The sequence below is a fragment of the Nostoc sp. genome, assembly GCF_036917155.1.
Taxonomy (GTDB): Bacteria; Cyanobacteriota; Cyanobacteriia; order Cyanobacteriales; family Nostocaceae; genus Nostoc.
Genome location: NZ_JBALDZ010000252.1, coordinates 20,474 through 38,130, shown reverse-complemented (window position 1 = coordinate 38,130; position 17,657 = coordinate 20,474). Strand labels below are relative to the sequence as shown.

12 protein-coding genes are annotated in these 17,657 nt (G+C 43.7%); 5 read left to right on the top strand and 7 right to left on the bottom strand.

The window, feature by feature from the left end; genetic code table 11:
* On the bottom strand, positions 1-3,364 hold a 3,364-nt coding region (locus V7K67_RS34230; protein WP_335170336.1), incomplete at its 3' end, for a beta strand repeat-containing protein.
* A 1,220-nt stretch (positions 3,365-4,584) separates the two neighbouring features.
* Between V7K67_RS34230 and V7K67_RS34225 the strand changes: the two genes are divergently transcribed.
* From V7K67_RS34225 to V7K67_RS34215, 3 genes are all read left to right on the top strand, one after another.
* Positions 4,585-5,043: a M67 family metallopeptidase gene (locus V7K67_RS34225; RefSeq protein WP_335170334.1), complete on the top strand. Its 459-nt coding sequence runs from the start codon at positions 4,585-4,587 to the stop codon at positions 5,041-5,043.
* Positions 5,044-5,183: 140 nt separating this feature from the next.
* On the top strand, positions 5,184-6,356 hold the full coding sequence (gene moeB / locus V7K67_RS34220) for a molybdopterin-synthase adenylyltransferase MoeB (protein ID WP_334730089.1): 1,173 nt from the start codon (positions 5,184-5,186) through the stop codon (positions 6,354-6,356).
* Between the two features lie 357 nt (positions 6,357-6,713).
* The gene (locus tag V7K67_RS34215) at positions 6,714-7,103 is read left to right on the top strand and encodes a hypothetical protein (RefSeq protein WP_334730090.1); all 390 of its coding nucleotides are present in this window, start codon (positions 6,714-6,716) and stop codon (positions 7,101-7,103) included.
* A gap of 52 nt (positions 7,104-7,155) precedes the next feature.
* Here the strand turns inward: V7K67_RS34215 and ftsH4 are convergent, their stop codons facing one another.
* On the bottom strand, positions 7,156-9,021 hold the full coding sequence (gene ftsH4 / locus V7K67_RS34210; RefSeq protein WP_334730091.1) for an ATP-dependent zinc metalloprotease FtsH4: 1,866 nt from the start codon (positions 9,019-9,021) through the stop codon (positions 7,156-7,158).
* Positions 9,022-9,747: 726 nt separating this feature from the next.
* Here ftsH4 and V7K67_RS34205 point away from each other — a divergent pair.
* Positions 9,748-10,944, top strand: coding sequence for a hypothetical protein (locus V7K67_RS34205; protein ID WP_334730092.1), 1,197 nt, complete (start codon positions 9,748-9,750; stop codon positions 10,942-10,944).
* A gap of 123 nt (positions 10,945-11,067) precedes the next feature.
* On the opposite strand, the gene V7K67_RS34200 is transcribed toward V7K67_RS34205, so the two are convergent.
* A complete protein-coding gene (locus tag V7K67_RS34200) occupies positions 11,068-11,742 on the bottom strand; it encodes an S-layer homology domain-containing protein (protein ID WP_334730093.1) in 675 nt (224 codons plus the stop codon).
* 243 nt (positions 11,743-11,985) lie between these two features.
* On the opposite strand from V7K67_RS34200, the gene rpiA reads away from it, so the two are divergent.
* Positions 11,986-12,693, top strand: a complete 708-nt coding sequence (gene rpiA, locus V7K67_RS34195; protein WP_334706690.1) for a ribose-5-phosphate isomerase RpiA — start codon at positions 11,986-11,988, stop codon at positions 12,691-12,693.
* 322 nt (positions 12,694-13,015) lie between these two features.
* Here rpiA and V7K67_RS34190 read toward each other — a convergent pair whose 3' ends face one another.
* The 4 genes from V7K67_RS34190 to V7K67_RS34175 all read right to left on the bottom strand — a co-directional run bounded on the left by V7K67_RS34190 (position 13,016) and on the right by V7K67_RS34175 (position 17,653).
* Entirely contained in the window at positions 13,016-14,863 is a 1,848-nt protein-coding gene (locus tag V7K67_RS34190; RefSeq protein ID WP_334730094.1) for an ABC transporter ATP-binding protein, read from the bottom strand.
* A 238-nt stretch (positions 14,864-15,101) separates the two neighbouring features.
* Positions 15,102-16,100, bottom strand: a complete 999-nt coding sequence (locus tag V7K67_RS34185) for an aldo/keto reductase (RefSeq protein WP_334730095.1) — start codon at positions 16,098-16,100, stop codon at positions 15,102-15,104.
* Between the two features lie 77 nt (positions 16,101-16,177).
* Positions 16,178-16,849 carry a class I SAM-dependent methyltransferase gene (locus V7K67_RS34180; RefSeq protein WP_335170330.1) on the bottom strand — a complete coding sequence of 224 codons (672 nt, stop codon included), beginning with the start codon at positions 16,847-16,849 and terminating at the stop codon, positions 16,178-16,180.
* A 6-nt stretch (positions 16,850-16,855) separates the two neighbouring features.
* Positions 16,856-17,653 (bottom strand): dienelactone hydrolase family protein, encoded by a 798-nt coding sequence (locus tag V7K67_RS34175; protein WP_335170328.1) that lies wholly within the window; start codon positions 17,651-17,653, stop codon positions 16,856-16,858.
* Positions 17,654-17,657: the final 4 nt, after the last annotated feature.

Sequence of the window (17,657 nt, the reverse complement as noted above, 5' to 3'; positions counted from 1 at the left end):
CGTAATAGCCAGAGATGTCAAGATAATCATTGCCATCGCCCCCAGAGAGCAGGTTATCGCCTTTTGAACCGCTAGCATTCAATGTATCGTCACCTGCACCTCCTTCTAGGGTGTTATTGCCAGATGACCGAGAGTCGGAGGAGTTACCGTCGATATAGTTGTAGTTGCCATAAAATTCAAGATAATCATTGCCATCGCCCCCAGAGAGCAGGTTATCGCCTTTTGAACCGCTAGCATTCAATGTATCGTCACCTACACCTCCTTCTAGGGTGTTATTGCCAGATGAACGAGAGTCGTAGGAGTCGCTGGGGACGATAGAGCCAGAAAAGCTATAATAGCCAGAGATGTCAAGAGAATCATTGCCATCACCTCCAAAAAGCAGGTTATCACCTGTTGAAATGTCAGCACTCAAAGTATCGTTACCAACTCCTCCATTGAGGGTATTATTGCCTGTTGAAATGTCAGCAGTCAAGCGATCGTCACCAGTACCACCAAGAAGGGAGTTATTTCCCACACCGCCATCAAGGGTATCATTTCCCTCACCACCAATGAGAGTATCATTTCCCGCACCACCTCTCAAAAGGTCATTACCACTTTTGCCATCAATGATGTCGTCACCCCCTTGACCATTGATAACATCATTGGAGTTGTCAAAACCCGTTATATTGTTGTCGAGGTCATTGAGGAAGGTAACAGTGTTCCTGTTGAATAGGCTAGTTTGAGTGGAATTAGCATCAAACACATCAAAACTGTCAGTGATGCTGGTTTGTCCATCAAACAAGATATTGCCAATAGCTAGTCGTGAAGAAGTTGCTGGCAGATTATCTAGATTTTCTAATTTGAAGTTTTGGAGAATGACTTTGTTATTAGCGACATTTTCAAAGGTGATTTCTAAGTTGTTACCATTTTGAGTTAATTGCAGATTTTGAGCAGTCAAGCCACTACCGATAAATTGCAAGGTGTCTAAGGAAGCAATCACGCTTGCTGAAGGATTTGAGCCTTTACCAATGCCACCGAAATCGGTGATAATATCAGTGCCAGTGTCAAAGCTGCTGTCTAAAAAGTTATAAACAAATTCATCATTGCCCGCACCACCAGTTAGAATGTTGGTACCATTTCCACCTGTCAGGATATCATTACCGGCACCGCCAATAATTGTATCATTACCATAGCCCCCAGAGAGCGTATCGTTACCACTGTTACCAACAATGTTGTCATCGTAACTTGTACCTAAAATATTTAATCGCTCGATATTTTTGTAGCTAACCCGATTCGTACCTGCCGTAATTGCTCCAATGTTAGTAGTAGTATTGAATGTTGTTGTGATCCCTCCTGAAGAATTGCTGTAATCGACAGACAACACATCGTCACCCTTACCTCCATCTATCGTATCCTTGCCACCAGTGCCCGCAGAGAGTGTATCGTTACCACTATTACCAACAATGTTGTCATCGTAAGCTGTACCTGAAATATTTAATTGTTCGATATTCTTATAGCTAACCCTATAAGAAGTGCCCGCTGTAACTTCTCCAATGTTAGTAACAGTATTGAATGTTGTTGTGATCCCTGCTGGAGAATTGTTGTAATCGACAGACAACACATCGTCACCCTTACCTCCATCGATCGTATCATTGCCACCATAGCCCGTAGAGAGCGTATCGTTGCCATTGCTCCCCACAATTTTGTCGTCGTAGGCTGTACCTGAGATATTTAATCCTTCGATATTTTTATAGCTAACCCTATAAGTGCCTGCTGTAACTTCTCCAATGTTAGTAACAGTATTGAATATCGTTGTGATACCCCCTGTAGCTAAGGTGTAATCTACGGACAACAAATCGTCACCCTCACCTCCATCTACCGTTTGAGTCACTAAATCAGAGGGCACAACATCTGGGGATGCGCTGCTTAGATAGAAGAAATCATTGCCATCGTCTCCTGAGAGGAAGTTATTGCCTATTGAATACTCAGCACGCAAGGTATCGTCACCAGCGCCCCCGTTGACGGTATTATTACCTGAGGAGGGGAAAAAATTCTGTCCAATGGCGTAGCCAATCGCATAACCAGAGATAGAGAGGTAATCATTGCCAGTGCCTCCAGAGAGTAAATTATTGCCTGTTGAATATTCAGCACGCAAGGTATCGTCACCAGCGCCACCGTTGAGGGTATTATTACCTGATGAAGTAAAACTATCAGAGTAGGCTCTATAATAATTTACACCTGAGGTGGAGAGAGAATCATTGCCATCCCCTCCAGAGAGTAAGTTATTGCCTGATGGAGACTCAGCAGTCAAGGTATCATCACCAGCGCCTCCTTCTAGGGTGTTATTACCTGAGGAGGGGTAATAGATGTTAGGATTTACACTGCTATAAACGTTAGAGGCGTTAAGAAAATCATTGCCATCTCCCCCAGAGAGTAAGTTATTGCCGGATGTTGCCCCAGCATCCAAAACATCGTCACCAACGCCACCATTGAGAGTGTTCTCGCCTGTTGAAAATTCAACATTCAAGTAATCATTACCTGCACCACCAACGAGAGAGTCATTGCCCGCACCACCAACGAGAGAGTTATTACCTGTGGGGAAGTTATTCGCCGCACCACCAACAAGAGTATCATTGCCCACACCACCAACAAGAGTATCATTGCCCACACCACCAACAAGAGTATCATTGCCCACACCACCAACGAGGGAGTCATTGCCTGTACCACCTCTCAAAAGGTCGTTACCACTCTTGCCGTCAATGATGTCATCACCTCCCTGACCATTGATGACATCATCTGAGTTGTCAAAGCCGTTAACATTGTTGTTCAGGTCGTTAAGGAAAGTGACTGTGTTTTTGTTGAAGATAGTATTTTGGGTGGAGTTGGCATTGAAGACATCAAAGCTGTCAGTAATGCTAGTTTGCCCATCAAACAGGATATTGCCCAAGTTTACAGTGGCTCCTGTAGATTTGCTGAGATTATCCAGGTTTTCTAGGGCAAAGTTTTGCAGGATGACTTTAGGACTAACAAACCCCGTTTCAAAATCATCTAACCCTTCAAAGGTGATTTCTAGATTGTTACCATTTTGGGTCAGCAGCAGATTTTGGGCACTTAAGCCATCGCCTACAAATGCTAGGGTATCCACTTCGGCAATGACTTCTGCTGTCGGGTTTGTCCCTTTACCTACGCCACCAAAATCGGTGATTACATCAGTATTATTATGGTAATTGACGTAAATAAATTTATCCTGACCGCCTCCACCAGTCAAGGTATCATTGCCACTGTTACTAGATATAACATCATTGCCTAATTTACCGTTAATCGTATCCGCGTCAGTGCTACCATATAGGGTATCATTACCGTTGGTTCCAATGATATTTGCCATAACTTTTACCTACCTGAATGGATTTTTTCAGTAACTTCAGTTCTCAATTTGCCGTTTGTGCTGTTTTCAGGCACAAAAAATCACTTAAGTTTGACGTTTTCGGTATGCTGACTTTTGAATTCTTCTTCAACAAAAGGCTTGCATGTATTACTTGCTTAACTATCTTCAAACTATCTAAGTCTTAAGCACTGTACAAATTTATGAGCGTGTGCATTCATGATAATCGTTGATCTCAGACTTTTTTGAGCATCACTTATTAAGTATAAATTACTTAAAAATCATCGAAAAACATAGCTTGAATGCCCGAAAGATCACCCTTCGCATTTGATTTTTTTTGCCCACGCCTAAGTCCTACTAGAAGAGAAAATAGTCAACGATTTATTCTTAATTGGGAAAGAGATTTTTATATCCTCCTTGTGGGCTATTCACTGTGGGGTCTAGCTGGAAAATAGAGGACATCTCAATAGCCTCAAAATAACTACATAGTCAATATCTTACTTAGATGTCCATACTTAAATAACTATCTTTGCATACTCTTCATATTATTTGCCAATAAATGTATACAGAAATACAGAGCTTTGTCTATTCTTTATATTTTTCTATAGCAATCCTAAATCATTCGTAAACAATGAGATCCCCGACTTATTAGAGAAATCAGGGATCTCACCCTTGTGATTTCTTGCAAATCAGATAGAATTGCTATGGTTTCTAGGCAATAAGAAAGCAGAAAAGATTAGGCAAATGTTTAAAGAAGAATTCAGGAGCGGAGCCGGAGACGCTCCGCCTCCGGTCAGCAATCTTGACGCGATGCTCGTTCGCTCTTAGCGTCTCCCCTTCTCACATTGGGAGAGGCTAACGCCAAGGGAGAAGACTCGCTACCGCTACTACGCTATCCGCTAGTCGCACAGAATTCATTCTGTACATGGATAGCGGGGCGTTTAGCCCATTCTGACTCCTGACTCCTGAATTCTGTTCGATAAAAAATACATATTAGACATCTCCGAAAAAGAATGTAGAGACGTAGCAGTGCTACGTCTCTACAAGGGTTATGGGTAACGCATATTTAATTTCTGGAGATGTCTATTTTATTTTTTGAAGGCTGCGATACCTGCGGTGGTCTACACCTGAGTAGGGTTATATCTAAACTATGATTAAGAGCGATCGCAATCTATTGTATCTGAGCAATAATCCCTCAAGATTACCAAATTACCAACGCAGACATGATCCGACTGAGCCAAGAACACTTGCAAATCATCCGCACCCATGCCGAAAGCACTTACCCAGATGAGTGCTGTGGTATAATTTTAGGCTATCTGGCTAATGAGGGCAAAACTGTGGTAGAAGTTATACCAACAGAAAATGCTTGGAATACAGAAGCGGCATCTGAGTTTCCAGGGGAACGGACAACAGAAAGTAAAAGACGGCAATATGCGATCGCACCTGAAGTTATGCTAAAAACACAAAGGGAAGCACGGGAGCGCTCACTGAACATTATCGGCATTTTTCATTCTCACCCAGATCATCCTGCTATCCCTTCAGAATGCGATCGCCTATATGCTTGGCAGGGATACTCGTATATAATAGTATCCGTCCAAAACGGTAAAGCTGGAGAACTCAAAAGCTGGAGCCTTGACGATCGTCATCAGTTTCAAGCAGAGGAAATTAAAAATATAATTTAAGGGCTTAGTTTAAAGACAGTCACTTGTAGCAGTTTTCGCCGCTACCACTGATAAAAATCCGTCTTCCATACTCCCTATCTCTATATAAGATACAGTTTTTCGATAGGATTAATATTCCGCTCTCCCACATCATAACTGCTATGCTAAATCCCAATCTGGACGAAATTCAGTTGACCAAAGACGATTACGAACGCTACTCCCGACACCTGATTTTACCGGAAGTAGGACTAGAAGGACAGAAACGCCTAAAAGCCGCCAGTGTACTGTGTATCGGTACAGGTGGACTAGGCTCACCACTACTTTTATATTTGGCAGCGGCGGGTATTGGACGCATCGGGATTGTCGATTTTGATGTTGTCGATACTTCCAATTTGCAACGCCAAGTAATTCACGGTACATCCTGGGTGGGTAAACCTAAGATTGAATCCGCAAAAAACCGCATTCACGAGATTAACCCCTATTGTCAGGTTGATTTATACGAAACTCGCCTGAGTTCCGAAAACGCCCTAGAAATCCTCCAACCTTACGATATTGTAGTGGATGGCACTGATAATTTCCCCACTAGATATCTAGTTAATGATGCCTGCGTATTACTGAATAAGCCCAACGTCTACGGTTCAATTTTACGATTTGAAGGGCAAGCCACTGTATTTAACTACGAAGGTGGTCCTAACTATCGTGACCTTTTCCCAGAACCACCACCACCAGGAATGGTTCCTTCTTGTGCAGAAGGTGGCGTATTGGGAATTTTGCCCGGAATTATTGGTTTAATTCAGGCAACGGAAACTGTCAAAATCATTTTGGGACAAGGTAACACTCTTAGTGGACGATTGCTGCTATACAACGCCTTAGATATGAAATTCCGGGAATTGAAACTGCGTCCTAACCCGATTCGCCCAGTGATTGAAAAGCTGATAGACTACGAAGAATTCTGCGGAATTCCACAAGCTAAAGCAGAGGAGGCAAAACAGCAGTTGGAAAGTCAAGAAATAACCGTCAAGGATTTGAAGGAATTGCTGGATAGCGGTGCGAAAGATTTTGTACTGCTGGATGTCCGTAACCCCAATGAGTACGACATTGCCAAAATTCCGGGTTCAGTGTTGGTGCCTTTACCAGACATTGAAAATGGGAATGGCGTTGCGAAGGTGAAGGAAATATTAAACGGGCACCGCTTAATTGCTCATTGTAAAATGGGCGGGCGCTCGGCAAAAGCCCTCGCCATCCTCAAAGAAGCCGGGATTGCTGGGACGAATGTCAAAGGTGGAATTACCGCTTGGAGTCGAGAAATCGATCCTTCTGTTCCAGAGTATTAAAAACGAACTGCTTTCCCTGAGTGGATCAGGGGGATGAGGGGAGGGGGATGAGGGGGATGAGGGGGATGAGGATGAATAATCATTAATTTTTCGCTTGCTTCCTCATCTCCCTCATCTCCGCCTTCTCCCTCATCTCCCCACTCACCACTTCCCCATCTTCTTATGACGAATTCAAAATCTCATCTCAATATTTTATGGGTACAAGTTTGGGTATTGGCAGGAGTACAGGCAATACGGTTCGGATAAGGTTTTTTGATGACAAGCCTGATTATTAGACATCTCCAGAAATTAAATATGCTTTACCCATAACCCTTGTAGAGACGTAGCAGTGCTACGTCTCTACATTGTTTTTCGGAGATGTCTATTGTAGAGACGGCGATTTATCGCGTCTCTTGCCTTAACCGAACCGTATTGGGAGTACAGGGAGCAATTACTCTCACCTGGTTAATTTATACCTTTGCAATCGGTTCTTTCGTCATGCTGGGGGCGGCAGCTATGTTGCGGTTAGTCAATTCCCCAGAAACACCAGTAGATATAAACCAAGCAGAAATAGTCAAGTTGCCCTTACAGAAATTGGCGTTGATTTTAGCAACTGGTTTCGGTGTCGCGTGGGGTATCCGATTTCTCATGGATGTCTTGGGTAAAGTGCTAAAAACCCAACTGAATACTGATAATATTGATATACAAGCTGGTGTTTGCATTGCGGGAAGTGGTATTTTTGAAACGCAAAGTGACGCAGAGGTTTAACGCAGAGGAACGCAAAGTTATCTTCTGCGTCCCTCTATGTATGAATTACGAATTACGAATTAGCTACGGGTTTAACTTGACTTAACAAACTGTGCAGTTTTTCCCCTTCAATGACCTCTGTTTCTAAGAGTTGAGTAGCTATCGCTTCTAGCAAGTCTCGATTCTGTCTGAGAATCTCTAGGGCTTGTTCGTGGGCTGTTTCTACGATTTCCTTGACTTCGCTATCGATAGCTTTCGATGTTTCTTCACTCACTGCCCGTCGGGGATTACTAGCACCATTACCCAGAAATGCTGCTTGTTGCCCTTGTTGATAAGCTAATGGCCCTAAGACTTTGCTCATACCATAAGCTGTTACCATCCGTTCTGCCAAGTCAGTTGCTCGTTGCAAATCGTTGGAAGCACCTGTGGTAATACTGTTAAACACAATCTCTTCAGCGGAACGCCCACCTAACAGAGTCGCAATCTGACCCCGCAATTCTGCTTCATTCATCAAAAAGCGGTCTTCAGTTGGTAATTGCAGAGTGTAGCCCAAAGCTGCCATCCCACGAGGAATAATCGAAATCTTTTCTACGCGACCGTTTCCGGTTGTGAGTGCCCCCACCATTGCATGACCAACTTCATGGTATGCAACAATCTTTTTCTCAGTCTCATTCATCACCCGACTCTTCTTCTCTAAACCGGCCACTACCCGCTCAATTGCTTCGGCAAAGTCTTCTTGAGCAACCCTTTGACGGAGATTGCGAGCTGCCAATAATGCGGCTTCGTTCACCAAATTTGCCAAATCTGCGCCAGCAAAACCAGGGGTACGAGTAGCGATCGCTTTTAAATCTACATCATCTCCTAATTTTACCTTTTGAGCGTGAATCTTGAGAATTGCTTCTCGATCTGATAAATCAGGACGGTCTACCAACACTTGGCGGTCAAAGCGGCCCGGACGCAGCAATGCTGGGTCTAATATTTCGGGGCGGTTGGTCGCTGCTAGGACAATTACCGTTGCATCGCCAGCTGCAAACCCATCCATCTCAGTTAGTAATTGGTTAAGGGTTTGTTCTCGCTCATCATTGCCACCGTAGAAGCCATTACTGCTACGAGATTTACCGATCGCATCCAATTCATCAATGAATATAATACAGGGAGCTTGTTTTTTAGCCTGCTCAAACAAATCCCGGACTCTGGAAGAACCCACACCAACAAACAGTTCCACAAACTCGGAGCCAGAGATGCTGAAAAATGGAACTCCTGCTTCTCCTGCTACAGCTTTTGCTAAAAGTGTCTTACCAGTACCAGGAGGGCCAACCAACAACACACCTTTGGGAATTCTAGCGCCAATTTGCGTAAAGCGCGCTGGAGTCTTGAGGAAATCCACAATTTCTACTAACTCAGTTTTTGCTTCTTCGACCCCAGCCACATCTGCAAAGGTGATTTTCGCGGATTCGCCTTCAACATAAACCTTAGCTTTGCTCTTACCAATGGAAAGAGCGCCTTGGGGACCACCGCCACCACCACGGGCGAGAAAAAACTGCCAAATGCCAATAAAAATTAGTGGTGGAATCACCCAACTCAAGAGGGTTGTAAACCAGGTATTTTTCGGTGGAGGTGTAGCAGCGAACTCAACTCCCTTTTGTTCTAGCAGTTTGGGTAACTCTAAATCAAAGATTGGTGTAGTTGAAAACACCTGTCCCGGTTCAGCATTTTCTGTTTTGAGTTGGTAGAGGATCTCGTTTTGACCAACGGAAACGCGGCTGACTTCCCCTTCCTGTACTTGATGAATAAATAGGCTGTAGGGAACACCAGTAGGTCCAGAAGTAAATAAACCAGGCAAAAATAAATTTAAGAGCAGAAATAGCCCTGATACTGCCAGCAATATATTAGCAATGATCCGAAACCGAGGTGACTTAGGCTGTTCTTTAATTGCCATAGATGTTACCAATCCTTAAAATGAAAACTAAATGGAGAATGAGAAATGAGAAATAGAGAATAGGCATTGGTTCTTCTTCCCCTACTTACTCATCTTCCTTAACGCTTTGAGAAAATTAATTAAAGACTGGTCAAAAATGCTGCTATATTCGCCCAATCTAAGCAATTTCTACAACTCTACAATGGACTGTGATGCTGTGTGAGCTTACTTCCCCAGGATGTGCTATTGGTGACGCAAAGTTGTTCAGTTTGCCTTGATTGTCAAAAATACTACCGCTTCTCATAATTTCTCCTGTTTAGCAATGTTTGCAGCATTTATTTATTTATGTAACTAAACTTAACAATTAAATTAATCTTTGGGACTAACGAGTAAATACGGTTTACCGTACTCAAAGAATTAACACCACTCGAAATAAGTTGAAGAAGAATGATGCTCAGGTACGTTCAGAAGCGATCGCTTGACTAGCTGCCAGAAATTAATAGTCGCGATCGCAGAGACTTTTCCCCTGCACTAAAAGTTGATTTTAAAACTAAACGGTTTAGTTTTAAAAAGTAAATAATAAATTTTTGACTTGCTAATGACTAATAATTTCTTCAGAAGTTAGGATGAAATCATAACCGAACTTCAGTTGAGATATTTTCTACTCAGGCAAGTAAAAAAATCAAACAGCAACACTTGTTTCGTCAAAGTTTTATCAATTTATAGTAAATTTGAATTACCAATCCCATGCCAAATCGTGATTATCCTCCCGCCTACTTACGCTATCTCAGAGCCAGGTTATGGAATTTAGGGCGACCTGGTTTTTGGGGAACTGCAATTTTTTTATCTATAATAGGGCTAGTAACCTGGGAATACTGGTCAAACCCAGATATTTTCGTTTATAAGCAAAAAAACGAAGTCACTTCCCAAAAACCTGTTGATTCCTCCCTGTCAGAAGAAAATAGAGCCATTGCAGCGGATATTGATAACCTGCCAGTTTTGTTTAATGACTTTGAACAAGCATCTCTCTCATTAACAGCAGATACCCCTAAAGAAAAGGCTAAGGACAACAAGGGCAAAGGCTTCTTAGAGGATGTAATTAAAAAACAAAATTCTGCTAGTGATACCAAATTGAATCCTGCTTTAGGCGTTAATGGCGACACCTCCCCAGCCGTGCAAAATCCCTTTGTTCTACAAACAGAAAATTTATTGCGTACAGGGACGGTGGATGGTGGTAATCAGTTTCTAGGTCTTAAAACCTTAAATGCGGCGTCTGAACCAACAGGGGGGGAACAAACATCCTCTAGCCTGGATATTGGCTCGACTAATCAAACCAACAAGAATCAAAATTCTCTCTCTATCAGCCCTTTGCAAGCAGCACTAAGCCAATCGACAAACCAGAAATTATCTAGCTTCAATGGGATCACTCCAACTCAGACAAATGCTTTGGGTCGAGTCTCTGACCCGGCAACAACGCTAATGCCACCCATCAACAGCTTACCGAATCAGAATTCTCTACCAACTACTGGCTTAACTCCTGGGACAGTCTACACATCAACGGGTACGAACTTACCACAAAATCCCTACAGTAATTTAAATAACGGTCAATTAATGCCTAATAATGGGTTAACTACGGGTACGAACTTACCGCAAAGTCCCTACAGTAATTTAAATAACGGCCAATTAGTGCCTAATGTCGCACCAGTGACACCCCCAGTCACCTCGATCGCACCAAGTAATATTGCACCTTACTCTAGCCAGAGTCAGAGTCAAAGTGTTGTCACACCCACAAGCCCTTTAGGATACAGTAATTATGGGTTGCAACAACCGACGCAAGCAGCACAATCTAATTATGGGAATTATATGCAACAGCAACCAACACAGTCTAATTCCTTATATCTTCACCAGATTCTAAACAAGTATAGAAGTCCTGGTCAAAACTGATTTTAAGTACGTCGGCTAGAAAAAGTCTAGCTAGTACAACACAGCGTAAATAAACCACCCATTTAAACTAGCCAGAAAGCTTACAAAATAAGCATTCTTTCTTTTTACTTTTGCCTTCTTGTACTAGGGTGATTGTGGACTATTTGGAATCACCGGAACCTCTGGTGTTTCGGGTTGTCGCTGTTGTCGTTGCAAATATTTACTCAATACGTAAGCCATATCCCCACGAGTCACAGGTTTTAATGGGGAAATATTGCCTTGAGCATCTGTGTTCAGAAATCCCTCAGTAGCTACTGTAGCGATCGCTTTTCTAGCCCAAACTGGGATAGACTTTTCATCTGGATGGGAAGCCAGAATTTCATTTACAGCCTGATCAGGAAATTGAAATACACCATAAGCCTGGGCGAAAATAGCCAGAGCCTCTGCCCTTGTCACCTTTTGGTTAGGGAAGAATTCATCACCCCGATAGCCTTTCATGATGTCAGTCTTTAAGACTGTTTGAATATCATTAAATGCCCAATAAGAACGAGGAACATCTGGAATCACTAAATTTTCTTTGTTAACACCTTGTCTTTTATCTAACCGAAATGCTTTCACCATAATTGCCGCTAATTCTGCTCTACTCAGTAACCTTTCTGGATAAAATTTGCCATCGGGAAAGTTCGTCATCCATTTGGCAGCAGTTACCTGTTGAATAGAATCAGATGAGATTCCAGAAGTAGATTCTGGTACTTGAGCGATGGCTGGCAAGCTTTGTAGTAGTGCCACTAAAGATAGAGTAATTGAAAGCTGACGCATTATGATGACCACTTTTAACTGCTAACGTGAATTTAAAAAACTACGTTACTGAGGTTAACGCAAAATTTAGTCTCAGTGGGTGACGAATTTAGACGGGACAATGTTGCGTAGCTACGTAGGGTGTTAACTGATTTTGATAATCAAGAGAGTAGAAATCAGCAAAAACTTGTTTTTTACCTTTCATCTTTTGGCGTTATCGGCCCACTACTATGGACTATAGTCAGTTTTTCAGGAATTTTGGGAATGACAACAACAGATCCCGTAACGTTGATGAAGCAAGAAGTTGGCAAAGCCGCCGCCGCCCTGGTAAAATCGGGTTCCATTGTGGGGTTGGGTACGGGGTCAACTACAGCATATACAATTCAGTTTTTGGGCGATCGCCTCAAGTCTGGCGAACTCAAAGATATTATTGGTATACCTACCTCGTTTCAATCAGAAGTGCTGGCGAAGCAGTACGGCATCCCTCTCGCCACCTTAGATGCTGTTGATCACATCGATATTGCCATTGATGGTGCAGATGAAGTCGATCCGCAGAAGAATTTGATTAAAGGCGGTGGTGCAGCACATACCCGCGAAAAAGTCGTAGACTACCTAGCTGAACAGTTCATCGTTGTGGTAGATAGTGGTAAGTTAGTAGACCGCTTAGGTTCTAGTTTTGCTGTGCCTGTGGAAGTGATTCCAATGGCAATTACTCCTGTCACCAACGCCATCAAAAAACTTGGTGGCAAACCAGAACTCCGTATGGGTGTCAAAAAAGCTGGCCCAGTGATTACAGATCAAGGGAACTTTGTCTTAGATGTCAGATTTGACTCTATTGAAGATCCAGCCGGACTAGAAAAGACATTGAATAATATTCCCGGCGTTCTGGAAAATGGTATCTTCGTTAACTGTGTCGATTTAGTTTTAGTTGGCGAAGTTAAAGATGGTCAGCCATTAGTGCGGCAACTGTAGAATTTTGGATTTTGGATTTTAGAAGCATCTAAAATCCAAAATTGTTATAGTTTTAGATTTTAGATTTTAGATTAAACCCAGCAATCAAGTCACTGGCTCTGTGAATTAATTTTATATTTTGTCGTAAGGAACGTGGATTAAATTAAGATGCAAAATTCAAAATCCAATACGGTTCAGTTAAGGCTAGAATCCTTTTTTTTAACGTAGACGCGGAGCGGCTTGCCGCAGGCTACCGCAAAGGACGCAAAGGAAGAGAAGCTTAACTGAACTGTATTGATTTAAAATCTAACATTTGATTAAGCAATCATTCCCTTTATCCATGTCAGTGCGAGCCTACACGTATGCTTTCTTCGTCGAGATTTTCTGGTAGAAATCCACCTGCCTGCATTTTCCATAATCTGTAGTAAGCACCGCCAAGTGCCAGCAGTTTAGTATGGGAACCATCCTCGATAATCCGACCTTTGTCGAACACCAAAATCCTATCTAGATGGACGATAGTAGATAGTCGATGAGCCACTACAATGACCGTTTTCCCATTCATTGCTAAGTCGAGAGTATCCTGGATTGCTTTTTCGGTGATTGAATCGAGGCTAGAGGTGGCTTCATCTAAAATCAGGATCGGCGCATCTTTGAGAATTACCCGCGCAATCACAATCCGCTGTCTTTGCCCTCCAGAAAGCTTGACACCACGTTCGCCCACCAAAGAATTGTAACCATCCTTGCTTTGGGCGATGAAATCGTGAGCATGAGCCTTTCGGGAAGCCTCAATCACTTCCTCATCAGTTGCATCCAAGCGTCCGTAACGAATATTTTCTAGCAAAGTGCGATGGAACAGAGATGGATCTTGGGGAATCAAGCTGATCTGAGCGTGTAGCGCATCCTGAGTCATATCTCGAATATCGACCCCATCAATAATAATCTGTCCAGATTGTGGGTCGAATAAACGCAGAATCAGATTGACAAAGGTGGATTTTCCAGAGCCGGACAAGCCTACCAGTCCGATCCGTTCTCCCGCTTGGATGGTGACAGAAAGGTTGTTGAAAACTTTCTTCTCTTCTGTGTAGTTGAAATTCACTCGCCGAAACTCAATTTTACCTTGGGTGATTGAGTGGGCGATCGCACGATCGCGATCAATCAACTCGTGGGGTTGAATGATGGTGAAAACACCATTGGCAACATTACCAACATGTTCAAAAAATTCCAGAAAGCGGCGGCTCAAATTACGCGCTTCACTGATAATCAACAGCGACAGGCTGGTTGCTACAACAAAGTCAGCAGTAGCGATCTTTCCTTGACTCCAGAGGGAGAGCGAGTAATACAGGGTGCTGATTTTCAGAATAGCTGCTGAGATGAATTGAAACCAGCGAATGCGCTCCGAGTACCAGTTGGACTCTCTCACGTGTTTGATTTCGCGCCTTAATTGCTCATTCAAATAGCGTCGTTCAAAACCAAAGCGAGCAAATAGTCGGCTACTAGTGAGATTTGTGACTGCATCTACAATGATGCCAGTTGTCTCACTTCTGGCGGCTGCGGCTTTTCGGGAGTAAAATCGGCAGCGAGTTGCCAGCCAGAACGAAATACTGATGAAGAGAACTGCCCAGATCCCCACGAGTGCAGCCAGGGGAGGGTAGGCGCGATACAGTATCGACGTGGCGACGCTATACACAACGATTACTGGCATAAATTCAGTAATCATCATTTGCATCGTCTGGGTAACACCCAGAGAAGTTTCGCTAATCCGATGTGCCAATGCTCCAGAAAAACTGCTACTCAAGTAGCGATGCGAATGGTGTTGCAAGTAGGCATATAGCGATCGCACAATATGCTGTCGATGGATTGGATGGAGAATCGTCTGCAAGAGTCCAGCCGAGCGCCCGAAAACCACTTCACCTACACTCAAGCCGATGAACAGCATTAGGGGTTGCTTCATGGCATCAAAAATGGGCTTACTGTCGCCCGTTGATCGCGTCACACCCCGGATGATCTCACCAATAGCATAGGGCAACATAATGCCACAGGTTGCGTGTATGATCTCCAGGATCACCATTAACACATACCACCAGCGGAACTGGTTCACAAAATAGCAAATGAACCTGAATGGAGTTGATGGCAAATCTGGTGCATCAGGAGCGCGTTGAAAGGATTTGGATTGTCTAGCTTTTTTCGTCATGAAAGTCGATCTCTTAGCATCATTTTAGCTTTTCTACAAGATAAAAATGGACGACTGGATAAGCCGTCCGATGGCATTAGAGACTTCTAGAAGTACTCCACTAGACCATTATTTCTGGTGGTGTGATTGCAGCATAAACATCAGCAGGAGTAACGCTTCCTGAATATTAATTTTCTTTGGTATTACACCCTCTTGAAAAAACAAATCTGCCACACGCTGTTGTTCTTTAATTTACGAATTAACGCAGAGAATCTCCCCTTCGGTATTCGGCGGTTATGTCGTCTAACTTTTGTTTCAAACTGTCATCAAGTTTTAGTTCTACTGCTTTGAGGTTGTCAGTAAGTTGTTCTGGGCGGCTAGCGCCAATGATGGGCGCAGTGATAATGGGATTAGATAAAACCCAAGCCACCGCTAGGGTAGTGAGGGACAATCCGGCGAGATCCGCCACTGTGCGTAAATCTTCGACAGTATTAAACTCGCGATCGTGCCAGTAGCGATCTTGATAACGTTCTGCGGCAGCACCTAACGTAAAACGAGTGCCTGAGGTGGGGCCTTGAGCGAGAACGTGTTTGCCAGTCAGCAGACCACCCGCCAATGGATTGTAGGAAATTACACCCAGTCCTTCTTCTTTGGCCAAGGGCAATAGTTCTCGCTCAATTTCGCGGAATAACAGGTTATAACGGGGCTGAATTGAGATGAACTTAGTTAAATTACGTGTCTCGGCGCGACCCAAGGCACGGGCGAGTCGGTAGGCTAAGAAGTTGGAAACCCCGATGTAGCGCACCTTGCCAGCACGAACTACTGCATCCAGCGCTTCCAGAGTCTCATCAAGAGGGGTTGACGCATCGTCGGAGTGCAACTGGTACAAATCGATATAATCGGTTCCTAACCGCCGCAGAGAAGCATCGATCGCATCCAAAATATGTTTCCGCGAAGCCCCCTGATCCCAAGGTGCAGGGCCAACTCGACCGACGCATTTGGTAGCCAAGATAAAATGTTCGCGTTTGCCTTTCAGCCAGCGCCCAACGATTTCTTCGGTGCGTCCCGCAGTAGCAAGCCCGCCACCGAGGGGATAAACGTCGGCTGTATCCAAAAAGTTGATTCCGCCATCAGCAGCAGTGTCAAGGATGTGCCTGGAAGTTTCTTCGTCAGTCTGCAATCCAAAGGTCATGGTGCCGAGACAGAGGCGCGAAACAGTTAATCCAGTTTTACCGAGATTGGTAGTTGGTAAGGTCATAGATATTTTCGTAGTTTTTGATTAAAAAAAGCAGAATTCAGAAATTAGGTTTTTTTGGTAAATATTGCGATCGCAGATTAGTCAGGCTGTATTGCCTTACCCCACCAAACTCTTTTTAACAGCTTGCCTGTTTGCTCATGCAATATTTCGTAATGTTTTAGCTCTACATCTTTCCAGTCAGATAAAAGGTCTAGCAAATATTCTTTAGAGAAAAAATGCATAGTTTGTCCATCATGTTCTAGAAAGTAATTTGGCTCGATTTCGCGTATGGGTGGGTGGCGTTCTGCCCGAACTAAAGCGTCTTCTGTAGAATTAACGTGGAAAACAAATAATCCGTTGGGACGTACTATTCGGCGAATTTCTTTAAACAACTCGCGTGTAATCTGATCTGAAAACATGTGGATGGCAACATTGGACATGACAGCATCCAATGTTGCACTATCAAAAGGCAAAGGTTTTGCCATATCCGCAACTACAAACTGTGCGCTTAGTCCTAGCTTTTTTGCTTTCTCGCGTCCTTGTTGCACTGCTTCATCTGAAAAATCCACACCAATTACTGTGAAACCTTGCCTTACAAGACACACGTCGTTCCCTGTCCCGCAACCAAGGTCAAGCACAGTTTTAACGTTGGCGGATTTGAGGAACGGAAGGTGAACTTTCGTCCATTGGGTTCCCCAATCGAGATCGGTGCCAGCATCCTTCCATTTAGCGAAGACTTGATTCCAGTGATCGGGTGGTGCGTAAGACATAATCCATTAGACAACTACAGAAATTTCACGTCGGTTCTGAGAAATTAGCCACTGTTGCAACTTGGGATCGCCGTATACCTCATCTGCAATAAAATGATCGCCATCGGGCAGTATTGTCAAATCAACTTTCCCCCCGACTTTGCGTAAGCGCTCAACAAATTGCTCTGTATCCTCAATCGGCAGATTTTTATCCTGTCCACCTTGGAATATCTGAACGGGAATGTCTTTGAGTGCAGCTAGTTCGCTTTCTTCTAATGTTTTGGGTACTCGTCCAGATACAGGTACTAAACCTGCGAAGCGATCGGGATGCAAAGCAGCAATATGCCAGATCCCTGCCGAACCTAAGCTGAATCCGGCTAATATCACCCGCGCTGGATCGACGGGTTGGGAAGCGATCAGTTCATCAACCAAAGCAAGCACATCATCGGCTCGATCTGCCCAAGTCTGTTCAGCCGGAATCTGGGGTGCAGCAAATACATAAGGTAAGGAGTTAGATGAATCCACGAAACGAGGTAGACCCCATTTCAGCAACACATTCAAATCTGTGCCGCGATCGCGTCCTCCATGCAAAAACAATACCAGGGTTGCGGGTTTGTTGGCATTGTCAGAAACAGGCGAAAAAAGATAAGGCAATGAACCATTGTTGGTGTCGTAAGAGCGTTGTTCAACAGGCATAGTTTTGACTCCTAATTTGATTTTGGCATGGGGCATTGGGCATGGGGCATTGCGTACAAAAGGCAGAGGGGAAAAATTTACTGCAACTTCTCCTCTGCTCCCCTGCTCCCCTGCTCCTCTGCTCCCCATTCCC

Coding starts and splice junctions, on each gene's coding strand:
- V7K67_RS34185 (WP_334730095.1), bottom strand. CDS start 16,100: ATGACCTTACCAACTACCAATCTCGGTAAAACTGGATTAACTGTTTCG.
- V7K67_RS34205 (WP_334730092.1), top strand. CDS start 9,748: ATGCCAAATCGTGATTATCCTCCCGCCTACTTACGCTATCTCAGAGCC.
- V7K67_RS34225 (WP_335170334.1), top strand. CDS start 4,585: ATGATCCGACTGAGCCAAGAACACTTGCAAATCATCCGCACCCATGCC.
- V7K67_RS34175 (WP_335170328.1), bottom strand. CDS start 17,653: ATGGGGAGCAGAGGAGCAGGGGAGCAGGGGAGCAGAGGAGAAGTTGCA.
- V7K67_RS34200 (WP_334730093.1), bottom strand. CDS start 11,742: ATGCGTCAGCTTTCAATTACTCTATCTTTAGTGGCACTACTACAAAGC.
- ftsH4 (WP_334730091.1), bottom strand. CDS start 9,021: ATGGCAATTAAAGAACAGCCTAAGTCACCTCGGTTTCGGATCATTGCT.
- V7K67_RS34215 (WP_334730090.1), top strand. CDS start 6,714: ATGTCTATTGTAGAGACGGCGATTTATCGCGTCTCTTGCCTTAACCGA.
- V7K67_RS34190 (WP_334730094.1), bottom strand. CDS start 14,863: ATGACGAAAAAAGCTAGACAATCCAAATCCTTTCAACGCGCTCCTGAT.
- moeB (WP_334730089.1), top strand. CDS start 5,184: ATGCTAAATCCCAATCTGGACGAAATTCAGTTGACCAAAGACGATTAC.
- rpiA (WP_334706690.1), top strand. CDS start 11,986: ATGACAACAACAGATCCCGTAACGTTGATGAAGCAAGAAGTTGGCAAA.
- V7K67_RS34180 (WP_335170330.1), bottom strand. CDS start 16,849: ATGTCTTACGCACCACCCGATCACTGGAATCAAGTCTTCGCTAAATGG.